Source organism: Paludibacterium sp. (genome assembly GCF_019232825.1).
Classification (GTDB): domain Bacteria; phylum Pseudomonadota; class Gammaproteobacteria; order Burkholderiales; family Chromobacteriaceae; genus Paludibacterium.
This window is the reverse complement of record NZ_JAFAND010000094.1, coordinates 16993-30155: the sequence shown is the minus strand read 5'-3', so window position 1 is coordinate 30155 and position 13163 is coordinate 16993. Positions and strand designations below refer to the sequence as shown.

Annotated in this window: 9 protein-coding genes; 7 read left to right on the top strand and 2 right to left on the bottom strand. The window is 62.0% G+C overall.

The genetic code is table 11. From position 1 onward, the window contains the following. Position 1 precedes the first annotated feature (1 nt). The gene (gene tldD / locus JOZ06_RS12675) at positions 2 to 1444 is read left to right on the top strand and encodes a metalloprotease TldD (protein ID WP_293232953.1); all 1443 of its coding nucleotides are present in this window, start codon (positions 2 to 4) and stop codon (positions 1442 to 1444) included. Here the strand turns inward: tldD and JOZ06_RS12670 are convergent. After that, complete coding sequence (locus JOZ06_RS12670; RefSeq protein ID WP_293232951.1) at positions 1390 to 2358, bottom strand: LysR family transcriptional regulator; 969 nt, start codon at positions 2356 to 2358, stop codon at positions 1390 to 1392. The two genes, tldD and JOZ06_RS12670, sit on opposite strands and share 55 nt — an antisense overlap. A gap of 88 nt (positions 2359 to 2446) precedes the next feature. Between JOZ06_RS12670 and JOZ06_RS12665 the strand changes: the two genes are divergently transcribed. The 3 genes from JOZ06_RS12665 to JOZ06_RS12655 all read left to right on the top strand — a co-directional run bounded on the left by JOZ06_RS12665 (position 2447) and on the right by JOZ06_RS12655 (position 4947). Beyond that, positions 2447 to 2983 carry a VOC family protein gene (locus JOZ06_RS12665; protein ID WP_293232949.1) on the top strand — a complete coding sequence of 179 codons (537 nt, stop codon included), beginning with the start codon at positions 2447 to 2449 and terminating at the stop codon, positions 2981 to 2983. Positions 2984 to 3151: 168 nt separating this feature from the next. Continuing rightward, positions 3152 to 4357: an AAA family ATPase gene (locus JOZ06_RS12660; RefSeq protein WP_293232947.1), complete on the top strand. Its 1206-nt coding sequence runs from the start codon at positions 3152 to 3154 to the stop codon at positions 4355 to 4357. After that, positions 4354 to 4947: a DUF4276 family protein gene (locus JOZ06_RS12655; protein ID WP_293232946.1), complete on the top strand. Its 594-nt coding sequence runs from the start codon at positions 4354 to 4356 to the stop codon at positions 4945 to 4947. The genes JOZ06_RS12660 and JOZ06_RS12655 overlap by 4 nt, the downstream gene beginning before the upstream one ends. A 95-nt stretch (positions 4948 to 5042) precedes the next feature. On the opposite strand, the gene nifJ is transcribed toward JOZ06_RS12655, so the two are convergent. After that, entirely contained in the window at positions 5043 to 8612 is a 3570-nt protein-coding gene (gene nifJ, locus JOZ06_RS12650; protein WP_293232944.1) for a pyruvate:ferredoxin (flavodoxin) oxidoreductase, read from the bottom strand. A 230-nt stretch (positions 8613 to 8842) separates the two neighbouring features. On the opposite strand from nifJ, the gene JOZ06_RS12645 reads away from it, so the two are divergent. The 3 genes from JOZ06_RS12645 to JOZ06_RS12635 all read left to right on the top strand — a co-directional run bounded on the left by JOZ06_RS12645 (position 8843) and on the right by JOZ06_RS12635 (position 13126). Then, the gene (locus tag JOZ06_RS12645) at positions 8843 to 11653 is read left to right on the top strand and encodes an EAL domain-containing protein (protein WP_293232942.1); all 2811 of its coding nucleotides are present in this window, start codon (positions 8843 to 8845) and stop codon (positions 11651 to 11653) included. A gap of 70 nt (positions 11654 to 11723) precedes the next feature. Continuing rightward, the gene (locus JOZ06_RS12640) at positions 11724 to 12326 is read left to right on the top strand and encodes an ATP-binding cassette domain-containing protein (protein WP_293232940.1); all 603 of its coding nucleotides are present in this window, start codon (positions 11724 to 11726) and stop codon (positions 12324 to 12326) included. After that, a complete protein-coding gene (locus JOZ06_RS12635) occupies positions 12323 to 13126 on the top strand; it encodes an ABC transporter permease (RefSeq protein WP_293232938.1) in 804 nt (267 codons plus the stop codon). Before JOZ06_RS12640 ends, JOZ06_RS12635 begins: the two co-directional genes overlap by 4 nt. Positions 13127 to 13163 lie beyond the last annotated feature (37 nt).

The following is a 13163-nucleotide window of genomic DNA, read 5'->3' as shown; positions in this document are numbered from 1 at the left end:
CATGCAAGAAGCCTTTGCCGCCGCCGAGCAGCTATTGTTGAAACCCAGTGGCCTGGACGAGGACATCCTCGAAGCCGCCTTCGCCCGCATCGCCCGGCGCGACATCGACTATGCCGACCTGTACTTCGAATATATCCGCAACGAGGGTTGGAGCCTGGAGGAAGGCATCGTCAAGTCCGGCAGCTTCAACATCGAGCAAGGGGTCGGCATCCGCGCCGTCAGCGGCGACAAGACCGCCTTCGCCTATTCGGACGATATCAGCGGCGCGGCGCTGGCGCGGGCGGTCGACGCGGTGCGCGCCATCGGCAGCCACGAGGGCCATCTGCCGGTGACGGTGCCGGAGCGGCGCGCCAAGCGCGATCTGTATCCGGCCATCGACCCTTGCGCGAGCCTTGAGGCCGCCGCCAAGGTGGCGTTGCTGGAGCGGGTGGAAAAACTGGCCCGCGCGATGGACCCGCGCATCATTCAAGTGATGGCCGGCCTCGCCGCCGAATACGACGTGGTTTACCTGGCGCGTCACGACGGCGTGCGCGCCGCCGATATCCGGCCGTTGGTGCGGCTGTCGGTCTATGTCATCGCCGAGCAGAATGGCCGTCGCGAACAAGGCTCCAGTGGCGGCGGCGGGCGCTACGATCTGTCGAATTTCACCGACGAGGTGGTCGAGCGGTTCGTGCGGCAAGCGGTCGATCAGGCGTTGACCAATCTCGACTCCCGGCCGGCGCCCGCCGGACAGATGACCGTGGTGCTCGGCCCAGGCTGGCCGGGCGTGCTGCTGCATGAAGCGATCGGCCATGGTTTGGAAGGGGATTTCAACCGCAAGGGCACCTCGGCGTTCAGCGGCCGTTTGGGCGAGCGCGTGGCCGCCAGGGGCGTCACCGTGGTGGACGACGGCACGCTGGCGGGGCGCCGCGGATCGCTGGCCATCGACGATGAGGGCAATCCCACCCAGTGCACCACGTTGATCGAGGACGGCATCCTGCGCGGCTACATGCAAGACGCGATGAACGCGCGCCTGATGAAGACGGCGCCGACCGGCAACGGCCGGCGCGAGTCGTACGCCAGCATCCCGATGCCGCGCATGACCAACACCTATATGCTGGCGGGGCAGCACGATCCGAGAGAAATCATCGCCTCGGTGAAGGACGGCCTGTATGCAGTCAATTTCGGCGGCGGCCAGGTCGATATCACCAGCGGCAAGTTCGTGTTCTCCGCCTCCGAGGCTTGGCGTATCGAAAACGGCAAGCTGACCTATCCGGTCAAAGGCGCGACGCTGATCGGCAACGGTCCGGACGTGCTGAATTATGTTTCGATGATCGGCAACGATCTGGCGCTCGACCAAGGCGTCGGCGTCTGCGGCAAGGAAGGGCAGAGCGTGCCGGTCGGCGTCGGTCAGCCGACGCTGCGCATCGACGGCGGGTTGACCGTCGGCGGCACCGGCGAGTGAGCGCGCGGCGAGAGCGTGTCGTCGCGCTCCGCCAGAAACGCGATGAGGCTATCGCGGAACTGCCGCGCGGCCGGTGACAGCGCGCGCGCTTTGCGCGTGTAGATGAAAAAGCGCCGGGTGACGCGCGGCGCGGTCAGCGGCCGCATGGCGAGGCCGTAGTGGCGCACCATCGCCGCGGCGTAAGGCATGCAGGCGGTGACGCCGAGACCGGCGCTGACCATCGACAGCGCGGTCGGCATGAAGGTGACTTCGATGCCGGGCTCCAGCGCCCGGTCGCGAAACACCGGGAGTAAATCGCCCGACAGGCGCTGGGTGAATTCGCCGCGTAACGAAATGAACGGCTGGGCCAACAAGTCGGCCCAGCGGACCTCGTCTTGCGCCGCCAGCGGGTGGCCGGCGGGGCAAACCGCCATGAAGGGCAGCGCGAACAGCGGCTCGGCTTGAATGTCCGAGTTCAGTTTGCGTTCCGGGCCGATGGCGAAATCCACTTCGCCGGAAAAGACCGGCGCCATGATGTTCTCCACCACGCAGTCCATCAGCCGCACGCGCACGCCCGGATGGCGCGCGCCGTACGCGGCCATGACCTCCGGCAGAAAGGTCGCCGCCATCAACTGCGGCGCGGCGACGCTGACCGAGCCGGTCTTGAGCGCGCGCAGACTGCTGGCTTCCTCCAGCACGCCGTCGAGTTCGTGCAAAATGTTTTCCACACGGGGGTAGAGGCTATGGCCGACGTCCGACAGCTGAATGCGCCGGGTGGTGCGGTCGAACAGCTTCAAACCCAGCGCGCTTTCCAATTCCTTGATCAGTCCGCTCAATGCCGATTGCGTCACGAACAGGCTGTCCGCCGCCAAGGTGAAGCTGCCGCTTTTTGCCACGGCGACGAAGGCGCGCAGCTGACGCAACGAGATATTCATCGGTAAACCTTATAAATCCATTATTTAATGCGGTTTGTACAATAAATATTCTTGGTCTTCAATAGAGGAATCTCCTGGAGTGCTCGTTATGCAAATCCGCAAGATTCATCATGTGGCGTACCGTTGCCGCAATGCCAAGGAAACGGTCGAGTGGTATGGCAAGTATTTGAACATGCGCTTCATCCTGGCCATCGCCGAGGATCAGGTGCCGTCGACCGGCGAGCCGGATCCGTACATGCACGTGTTTCTCGACGCGGGCAACGGCAACGTGCTGGCGTTTTTCGAACTGCCGACCCGGCCGCCGATGGGGCGCGACCCGAATACGCCCGTCTGGACGCAGCATTTGGCCTTGGAGGTCGGCGCGATCGACGATCTATTGACCGCCAAAGCCAAACTCATGGCCGACGGCATCGACGTGATCGGGCCGATCGACCATACGCTGTTTCAGTCGATTTATTTTTTCGACCCGAGCGGACACCGCGTGGAGTTGGCTTGCAACACCGCCACCGCCGAGATGAACCGCAAGTTGGACGAGGTCAAGTGGGCGATGCTGGAGGAGTGGGACCGTACTAAGAAAGCGCCGCAGCATGCGCGCTGGATGCACGACGGCAGTCGGCGCAAATAGGAAAAGGTCACATTGCTTTCATGACTTACGCAGGATCATAGGGAAAAATTTTGGAAAATTGATGTTGATCGTCACGCTGTCGGCCAATGATGGCGATGTTACCTCATGCCTCGGCGTGCTACGATATGCTCTATTTTTCAAGCAACCCCTACGCCGAGGAAATGTCGGATGAACAAGGCAGTATTCATCACTCGGGTCGTTCTGCGAAATTACAAAAGCATCGGTTTCTGCGATGTCAAGCTTGGCCCGTTAACCTATCTCGTTGGTAGCAATGGTTCGGGTAAAAGCAATTTCATGGATGCAATGCATCTCGTCAAAGATGCGCTTGCCGGCTCACTTGATAATGCGCTTAACGAACGGGGTGGACTTCCAGAGGTACGCAGAAGATCGAGTGGCCATCCAACGAATTTCGGTATCAGACTTGAGTTTCGTCTTGCAGATGGTCAACAAGGGTACTATGCGTTCGACATAGGGGCGTTGGCTGGTCGCGGTTACGAGGTTCGCCAGGAGGAGTGTGCAATCCTGGGAGTAGGTCGCGGGCCCTATTTCAAAATAGAAAAAGGCCTTGTTACTGCTTCCAGCGAAACCTCCTTTCCGGCTATCACAGCGGACCGGCTTGGTTTAGTCGCAGCGTCGGGTTTATCTTCTTTTCGCCCTGTATTCGACGCTCTCACTTGCATGGGATTTTATAATCTCAATCCCAAAGTAATGCGTGATCTGCAAAAGCCACAAGAGGGGCGGCTGCTAAAACCTGTGGGTGAAAATATCTCAAGCGTTATTGGTCATCTTGAGCGGGTTGCTCCCGAGACTATGTCGCTGATCACAGAGTACCTGCAGCAAGTCGTCCCGATGGTTCATGGCGTTGAGCGCAAGCAAATTGGCCCAATGGAAACCTTGGAATTCCGCCAAGACATGGCGGGAGCTAAGCACCCATGGCGCTTTCTCGCGCAGAATATGTCGGACGGTACATTGCGCGCACTGGGGGTTCTTGCTGCACTATACCAAGGTACTCTGGAGTACGCGCCATCATTGGTCGGAATTGAAGAGCCGGAAACTGCATTGCATCCTGCGGCTAGCGCGGCGCTCCGAGTCGCACTTAGAAGCGCATCACAACAGGTTCAGGTCATAGTCACTAGCCATAGTCCAGACCTGCTTGATGATCAGGAGTTGCAGGGGGATGAGCTCTTGTCCGTTATCTCTGAAGGCGGCGAGACTTATATTGCCCCGGTAGACGATGGTTCCCGCAGCATGATTCGGGAGAAGATTTTTTCTCCAGGCGAGCTGTTGAGGTTGAACCAACTTAGCCCAAATAGGAACGTCCTAGCTGCACAGGCAGGTAGTCAACTAGATCTGTTTGGAGTAGGCGCGAAATGACGGCGGTGGTAACGGTTGTGGAGGGCGATGGTGAAGTTCAAGCGTTGCCAATTCTTCTTCGTCGTCTGACCGAATGGTATGCTCCTGGCGAATATATCAATATCCCGACACCCATTCGAGTACGAAAAGATCGGTTCATCAACAAAGAAGATGAGTTCAAAAAGCATTTGTTGCTGGCGGCAGCCAAATGCAATGTAGAAGAAGGCGACTGGGTGCTTATCCTGCTTGATGCAGATGATGACTGCCCAGTGGTTCTTGCAGATCAGATAAAAAACCGGGCCAGTGCCTATATTCCTCATGTCCATGTTTCAGTTGTAATTGCCAAGCGAGAGTATGAAGCCTGGTTTATCGCTGCTGCGCCTTCTCTAAATGGTGCAAGAGGCTTTATCTATGATGGCATTCAAATGGATGCGGAAGAGCCGCGAAACGCAAAAGGATGGATGAGCGAACATATGCCGGGGAAGTCGTATAAGGAAATAATGGATCAGCCGGCCCTCTCTGCAGCGATGGATTTACAACAAGCTTTTGACGGAAGTCGGTCGTTCAGAAAACTGTGCAAGGAGTGGAAAAATCAGTTTTTGGTCCGGTAGTCACTTTGGGGCAAAAAAGAGGACATGTTTTTGTTCGTGACAACGCCCCAGACGGTGACCCGTCTGGGGCGTTGTTATGTAGAGGCGTTGAACGATTAGTTGTCGCCGCCGTCCGCGTCGCCGCCGGCCATCTGTTGCAAATGCTCGAAACGCTGACGCAGTTGCGTGTCGGCCTCACGCACCAAATCCTGGTAGTGGTCGGGGTGCGTGCGTTCGGTGATGCGGAAGCGGCCTTCCTGCGCCATGAAATCCGACAACGGCAGCGTCGGCGCGGCGCTGTCCAGTTTGAGCGGATTCTCTCCCGAAGCGGCCCTGCGCGGGTCATAGCGGTATAGCGGCCAGTAGCCGGCTTGTACCGCGGCCTTTTGCCGGTCCAGCCCATCGCCCATATCGTAGCCATGGGCAATGCAATGCGCGTAAGCGATGATCAGCGACACGCCGTCATAGCTCACCGCGTCCTGCAGCGCGCGTACCGTTTGCACATCCTTGGCGCCGAAGGCGACCGAGGCGACGTAGACATTGCCGTAAGTCATGGCGATCTGGCCGAGATCCTTCTTCGGCCGCACCTTGCCGGCGGTGGCGAACTTGGCCGCGGCGCCGAGCGGCGTAGCCTTGGACTGCTGGCCGCCGGTGTTGGAGTACACCTCGGTATCCATCACCAGGATATTGACGTTGCGGCCGGAGGCCAGCACGTGGTCGAGGCCGCCGTAGCCGATATCGTAGGCCCAGCCGTCGCCGCCGACGATCCAGACCACTTTTTCCACCAAGTAGTCGGCCAGTTCCAATAAGCGCGCGGCGGCGGGCTCCGCGTTGCCGGCGAGCGTCTGACGCAGCAGGGCCACGCGCTCGCGTTGTGCCTTGATGCCGGCGTCGCTGCTTTGGTCGGCGTTGATCAGCATGTCGGCCAAGTCGGGCGGCAGAACGGGCGCCAATTGGCGCAATAGTTCGTGGCATTGCGTCTTGTGCTGGTCGAGCGCCAGGCGGAAGCCTAGACCGAACTCGGCGTTGTCCTCGAACAGCGAGTTGGACCAGGCGGGGCCGCGGCCGGCGCGGTCGGTGGTGTACGGCGTGGTCGGCAGATTGCCGCCGAAGATCGACGAGCAGCCGGTGGCGTTGGCGATCAGCGTGCGGTCGCCGAACAGCTGGGTCAGCAGTTTGACGTACGGCGTTTCACCGCAGCCGAGGCAGGCGCCGGAGAATTCGAACAGCGGCTGGATCAGCTGCGTGGTCTTCAGGCTCAGTTTGATGTCGGCGCGGTCGAACTCCGGCAGACCGAGGAAGAAGTCGAAATTATCGCGCTCGCCGGCCGCGATGGGCGCCTTCGGCGCCATGGCCAGCGCCAGGCGTTCCGGATTGGCCTTGTCCTTGCCCGGGCAAACCTTCATGCACAACGTGCAGCCGGTGCAGTCTTCCGGCGCCACTTGCAGCAGATAGGCGCCGCCCTTGGCTTCCGCGCCCTTGTACGGCATCGATTTGAGCGTGGCCGGCGCGCCATCGAGCGCGTCGCTCGCGACGCCCTTGACGCGGATGGCCGCGTGCGGGCACACCATTGCGCACTTGTTGCATTGAATGCACAACGAGGGTTCCCATACCGGAATTTCGTCGGCGATATTGCGTTTTTCGTATTTGGCCGTGCCGACAGGCCAGGTGCCGTCCACCGGGAAGGCGCTGACCGGCAGCATGTCCCCCTTGCCCGCCAGCATCATGGCGGTCACGCGCTGGACGAAGTTGGGCGCGTCGGCCGGTACGATCGGCGGCAGATCGCGCTGGGCGTCGGCGCGTGCGCCGATGACCACCGGCTGCAAGCCGGCCAGCGTCTGGTCGACGGCGGCGAAATTCTTTTCCACCACCGGGCGGCCCTTGCGGCTGTATGTCTTCTCGATGGCGCGCTTGATCTGGGCGATCGCCTCCTCGCGCGGCAGCACGGCCGACAGCGCGAAGAAGCAGGTCTGCATGATGGTGTTGATGCGCGCGCCCATGCCGGTGGCTTGCGCCACGGCGCGGGCGTCGATCGTGTAGACCTGGAGGTTCTTGTCCAAAATCTGCTGCTGCACCGAACGCGGCAGATGATCCCACAGCTGATCGGCCGGGTGCGGCGCGTTGAGCAATAACGTGGCGCCGGGCGCGGCGTACTGCAGCACGTCGTAGCGATCGAGGAAGACGAAGTGGTGGCAGGCGAGGAATTGGGCTTCCTGCACCAGATAGCTCGACTGGATCGGCGCCGGGCAGAAGCGCAGGTGGGAAATCGTCACCGCGCCGGATTTCTTCGAATCGTAGACGAAGTAGCCTTGGGCATAGAGCGGCGTGTTGTCGGCGATGATCTTGATCGAGTTTTTGTTGGCGCCCACCGTGCCGTCGGCGCCCAGGCCGAAGAACACCGCGCATTGCTCGCCGGGTTCGCGCAGGTGGAACCGCTCGTCGACGGGGAGGGACAGTCCGCTGACGTCGTCGTTGATGCCGACGGTGAAGCGGCGCTTCGGCGTGGGCGTGCCCAGCGCGTCGTAGACCGCCTTGACCATGGCCGGGGTGAATTCTTTTGACGCCAGGCCATAGCGGCCACCGATGACGCGCGGCCGGAAGTCCTCGGCGAGCCAGCCGGCGGCACGGCCTTCTTCCAGTGCGGCCACCACGTCGAGAAACAGCGGTTCGCCCAGGCTGCCCGGTTCCTTGCAGCGGTCGAGCACGGCGATCGACTTGACCGTGGCCGGCAGCGCGGCGACCAGATCGCGCGCCGAGAGCGGACGGTAGAGCCGTACTTTGAGCACGCCGGTCTTACCGCCCGCGCGGTTGAGCGCCTGGCAGGTGAGGTCGGCGGTTTCGGCGCCGGAGCCCATGATGACGATCACCTGTTCGGCGTCGGCGGCGCCGACATAGTCGAACAGCTTGTATTGGCGTCCGGTCAGCGCGGCGAAGCGGTCCATTTCCTGCTGCACGGTGGCGGCGCAGGTATCGTAAAACGGATTGCGCGCTTCCTGCGCTTGGAAGAAGGTGTCCGGGTTTTGCGCGGTGCCGCGTACCACCGGGTGGTCCGGACTCAGCGCGCGCTCGCGCGCGGCGTGAATCTGCGCCTCGTCGATCATCGCGCCCAGCGCGTCGTCGTCCAGGTACGCGATTTTGGCCACTTCATGCGAGGTGCGGAAACCATCGAAGAAATGCAGGAACGGCACACGGCTTTTCAGCGTCGCCGCCTGGGCGATGGCGGCCATGTCTTGCGCTTCCTGCACCGAACTCGAAGCCAGCATGGCGAAGCCGGTCTGGCGCGTAGCCATGACGTCGGAGTGATCGCCGAAGATCGACAAGGCATGGGTGGCGATGGTGCGCGCAGAAACATGCATGACGAACGGCGTCAATTCGCCGGCAATCTTGTACATGTTCGGGATCATCAACAACAAGCCTTGCGAGGCGGTGAACGTGGTGCCCAGCGCGCCGGCTTGAATCGCCCCGTGCACGGCGCCGGCTGCGCCGCCCTCGGACTGCATCTCGGTGATTTCCGGTACGACGCCCCACAGATTGCGCCGGCCTTCGGCGGCCCACTGATCGGCAAGTTCGCCCATGGTGGACGACGGGGTAATCGGATAGATGACGGCGATTTCGTTGCTGCGGTAGGCGACCGAGGCGCAGGCCTCGTTGCCGTCCACCGTGATCATCTGCTGCTTGTTCAACATCCTGGCCCAACCTCTGGCTTCGTTAATCCGGTATTGAAACATGACGGACGGGCGTGCCGACTGTACATAAATCAAATGTAGGTCATAAAAATAGTGTCTAAGCTCGAAAATATTGCCTTGCAGCAAGCTGTGTGAGTCTGACTCCAATTTTCACTTCAAATTATTAATCAATATATTATATGTAAGGTATTCTCCTTAACGCGAGCCGCTGGCCCGCTCGTCGGGATACCATGAGCCACCCTGCCAGGTTTGCTTTGTCACGCCTTGCCGTGCTATATGCCGTTGCCGCCGGCGCGTGGGGGGCGTGCGTCGCGGCTTTTGCGTGGTCGGTTTGGCAGGGTGGGCGTTTGTCGCTCGGCCTGGCGGCCGCGGCGCTCGCCGGCCTGTTATTGCTGTTCTGGCTGCATGGACGCGCGCGCGCTTGGTTCGAGCGTTCCATGGCCGATCTCTATCTGCGCGAGCAGCGCTTCCGTCATGTCTACAATGCCGTCAGCGAGGCGGTATTCATTCTCCATCCGGTCAGCGGGCAGATTCTCGACGCCAACCAGCATGCCGTCGATATGTTCGGCTATGCGCGTCAGGCGTTCTCAGCGCGCGATTTCGGCCAGCTTTCGTCCGGGACCTTGCCCTATACGGTGGCCGAAGCCCGGGTGCGGCTGCTGAAAGCGACGACCGACGGATCGCAACGTTTCGACTGGATGGCGCGGCACCAGTCGGGTAAGCCGCTCTGGGTCGAGGTGGCGCTGGAGCCGGCAAGGGTCGGCGCAGAGGATGTGGTGTTGGCCATGGTGCACGACATCAGCGAGCGCAAGACACTGGAACAGTCTCTGCGGCGGCGCCAGGCGATGTACGCCGTCTTGAGCGGCACCAATCAGGCAATCATCCACGCCCGTTCGCGGCCGGAGCTGTTCGACATGGTGTGCCAGGCGATGCTGAAGATCGGCGTGTTTCGGCTGGTGTGGGTCGGCTCGCCGCAGATGGGGTTGTCGGCGCCGGTGGTGCCGCTGGCCTATGCGGGGCATGCCACCGCCTTTTTGGATGAGCTCGCGACCTACACCTGGAACCAGCTGATCGAGGCCGATACGCCCGCCGGGCGTGCCTGGCAGCAGCAGACGGCGGTGATCGAAAACGACTTTTCCACGCTGAGCAACCCCTTGGTGGTGGGCTTGCGCGTGGCCAATGTGCACGGCCTGTTCTCCTGCATCTCGATGGCGATTGGCGGCGGCGGCTTTCAGGGCACGCTGACTGCCTATGCCAGCGAAAAACATTTCTTCGACGAAGAAGTCGTGGCCTTGATGCAGGAGGTCGGCAAGGAGGTATCGTTTGCGTTGAAGAATCTGCGCGAGGCGGAACGCCAGGCGTCGACGATGGAGCGCATGATGTTGCTTGCGCGGGTATTCGAGGAGAGCCGTGACGGCATTCTGATCTGTGACCGCAATAATGTGATTTTGATGGCCAATCGTGCCATCACCACGCTCTTCGGCTATCCGATGGACGCCTTGATCGGCCAGTCGCCGCGCCTGCTCAGCTCCGGCCGTCATGGCGCGGCGTTCTACCACGACATGTGGGACTCCCTGCTGAAGGACGGTTGCTGGCAGGGCGAGGTGTGGGATCGGCGCATGAATGGCGAGTTGTTCCCCTGCTGGGTGAAGATTTACGCCATCCACGACGAGTCGGGCCAGGTGAGCCAATATTTCGAGGTGATCAGCGATTTGTCCGAGCACCGCGCGCGCGAGGAGCTGCAATGGCTGAAGCGTTACGACCTGCTGACGCGGCTGCCCAACCGCGCGGCGCTGGAGGAAAATGCCGCCGCCGCGATCGCCTATGCGCGCGACCACGGCCAGCAGGTGGCGTTGCTGAGCATCAATCTGGACCGGTTTCATTACGTCAACGAATCGCTCGGCCATGCGGCCGGCGACCAAGTGCTGAAGATCATGGCCGAGCGCTTCAGCGAGGCGCTCGGCGAGCAGTGCATGTTGTCGCGCCTGTCCGGCGGCGCCTTCGTGGCGCTGTTGCCGGCCTTGGCTGGTGCGCAACAAGCCGAGAGCGCGGCAAGTCTGTTGCTCAAGACGGCCACGCGTCCGTATACGCTCAACGGTGTCACGATCCGCCAGACGGCGTGTATCGGTATCGCGCTGTTTCCCACCGATGGCGATGACGTCGATACCTTGCTCAAGCACGCCGATAGCGCCCGGATGGAGGCCGCGCAAAACGGGGGCGATCATTTCCGCTTCTTCGTGCAAGCGTTGAACGAGCGCGCGCGCGACCGTTTGAGCTTGTCGGCGGATCTGGTTCAGGCACTGGAGCACGATGGGTTCGCGCTGCATTTTCAGCCGCAGGTGGCGGCCAAGACCGGGGCGTTGACCGGCGTGGAGGCTCTGCTGCGCTTGAATCATCCGCACAGGGGGCTGGTTGGGCCGGGCGAATTCATTGCCGTGGCCGAAGAGACCGGGCTGATCGTGCCGATCGGCGCCTGGGTGATTCGCGAGGCATGCCGCCAGCGGCGGCAATGGCAGAATCTGGACGTGGGCGCGCTGTCGATCAACTTGTCGCCGCTGCAGCTGCAGGATCCGCATTTGTTCGAGGTCATCACGCAGGCGCTCGACGCCAATCAGCTGTCGCCGTCACTGATCGAGTTCGAAATTACCGAAAGCGCGCTGATGCGCAACTCCATTGCCACGCTCAATCAGCTCAACCGGCTCAAGACGTTGGGCGTGGGGCTGGCGATCGACGATTTCGGCACCGGCTATTCCAATCTCAGCTATTTGAAGCAGTTTCCGGTCGACCGGCTCAAGATCGACCAAGCCTTCGTTCGCGGGGTGCCGGGCGATTGCAACGACGTGGCGATTGTCGAGGCGATTGTGGCGGTGGCGCGCGCGCTCGGCCTGTCGACTGTCGCCGAAGGCGTGGAGACGCAAGCGCAGGCGGATTTTCTGCGCGCGCGGCAGTGCGACACGTTTCAAGGGTTCCTCTATGCGCGGCCGTTGCCCGCCGGCGAGTTTGAAACTTGGCTCGGCGCGCGGCGCCGTCTGGCTTCCTGAGGGGATGCCGCCTGTCTGATGCGGTGGGTATAATCTACTGATCTATTATCTCCTTCGCGTAAACAATCTTATGTTGATGGACGTCCGCGCGGTGCGGCGCACTGGCCTGCAGCCGGTGTCGTTTTCCTTGGCTGCCGGCGAGGGCCTGGCGGTATCCGGCCCTTCCGGTTGTGGTAAATCCCTGATGTTGCGTGCCATTGCCGACCTGGATCCAAACCAGGGCGAGGTTTGCCTTGACGGCGCCTTGCGCTCGGCCATGGCGGCGCCCGCTTGGCGCCGGTTGGTGGGCTATGTCCCAGCCGAGCCCGGCTGGTGGGCCGATACCGTGGGTCAGCATTTCAGCGATTGGCCGGCAGCCGCCGAGCTGGCGGCTCGTCTCGGTTTGCCGCTGGATGCCGGCGATTGGCCGATGACCAGGCCATCGAGCGGTGAACGGCTGCGATTGGCGTTGGTGCGTGCACTGATGAACCGGCCGCGCGTGTTGTTGCTGGACGAGCCGACCGCGGCGCTGGATGCGGCTTCGGTGACGCGGGTCGAGGACTTGATCGCCGAGAACCTGCGTGCCGGTCTGGCGGTGGTTTGGGTGAGCCACGACCCGGCCCAGGTGACGCGGGTGGCGCGGCGTCGGCTGCGCTGGGATGGCGAGGGCTTTCGCGAGGAGGCGGGTGCATGAGCGGCTATATCGCATTGAGCGCGGGAGACCTGGCGCTCGCCAGCGTGCTGGTGTTGTGCAACGCGGCCCTGTCGTTGCGTTGGCAATTGGGGCTGGAGCGGAAACTGTTGGTGGCGGCGGCGCGCATGGTGCTGCAGCTGTCGCTGATGGGGTGGGTGCTGGTGAAGCTGTTCGCTTGGGTGTCGCCATGGGCGACGCTGCTGGCGGCGCTCACGATGGTGGGTTTTGCCGGTCATGAGGCGGCCTCGCGGCAGCAACGGCCAATGTCGGGTGGCTGGAGCTACGGGCTCGGCACGCTCAGCATGTTTCTCGCCGCGGCGCTGGTGACGATTTTTGCGCTGACCGGCGCGCTGCGGCCGGACCCCTGGTACGACCCGCGCTATGCCATCCCGTTGTTGGGCATGATCCTCGGCAATACCATGACCGGCATTGGTTTGGGGCTCAACGGGCTGACCACTGGGCTCGTCAATCGCCGCGCCGCCATCGAGGCGCGTCTGATGCTGGGTCACGACCGCCGTTCGGCGCTGGCGCCCGTGACGCGCGAGGCGCTGGTGTCGGCGATGATGCCGATCATCAACACCATGTCCGCTTCCGGCGTGGTGGCGCTGCCGGGCATGATGACTGGCCAGATTCTCGGTGGCGTACCGCCGGCGCAGGCGGTCAAATATCAGATCCTGATTTTGTTTCTGATCGGCGGCGGAACGGGCCTAGGGGCGCTGGCGGCGGTCATGGGTGGCGTTTACCGGCTAACCGACGACCGGCACCGTTTGCGGTTGGACCGGCTGCTATCGCGTTCCTGAAATAACGGACCTGGCCTTTGGATGCAATTCGTATATT

What these genes read in the sequence shown, in the direction of transcription:
- nifJ (WP_293232944.1), bottom strand. Translation starts at nt 8,612, where the DNA reads ATGTTGAACAAGCAGCAGATGATCACGGTGGACGGCAACGAGGCCTGC.
- JOZ06_RS12640 (WP_293232940.1), top strand. Translation starts at nt 11,724, where the DNA reads ATGTTGATGGACGTCCGCGCGGTGCGGCGCACTGGCCTGCAGCCGGTG.
- JOZ06_RS12635 (WP_293232938.1), top strand. Translation starts at nt 12,323, where the DNA reads ATGAGCGGCTATATCGCATTGAGCGCGGGAGACCTGGCGCTCGCCAGC.
- tldD (WP_293232953.1), top strand. Translation starts at nt 2, where the DNA reads ATGCAAGAAGCCTTTGCCGCCGCCGAGCAGCTATTGTTGAAACCCAGT.
- JOZ06_RS12660 (WP_293232947.1), top strand. Translation starts at nt 3,152, where the DNA reads ATGAACAAGGCAGTATTCATCACTCGGGTCGTTCTGCGAAATTACAAA.
- JOZ06_RS12645 (WP_293232942.1), top strand. Translation starts at nt 8,843, where the DNA reads ATGAGCCACCCTGCCAGGTTTGCTTTGTCACGCCTTGCCGTGCTATAT.
- JOZ06_RS12665 (WP_293232949.1), top strand. Translation starts at nt 2,447, where the DNA reads ATGCAAATCCGCAAGATTCATCATGTGGCGTACCGTTGCCGCAATGCC.
- JOZ06_RS12670 (WP_293232951.1), bottom strand. Translation starts at nt 2,358, where the DNA reads ATGAATATCTCGTTGCGTCAGCTGCGCGCCTTCGTCGCCGTGGCAAAA.
- JOZ06_RS12655 (WP_293232946.1), top strand. Translation starts at nt 4,354, where the DNA reads ATGACGGCGGTGGTAACGGTTGTGGAGGGCGATGGTGAAGTTCAAGCG.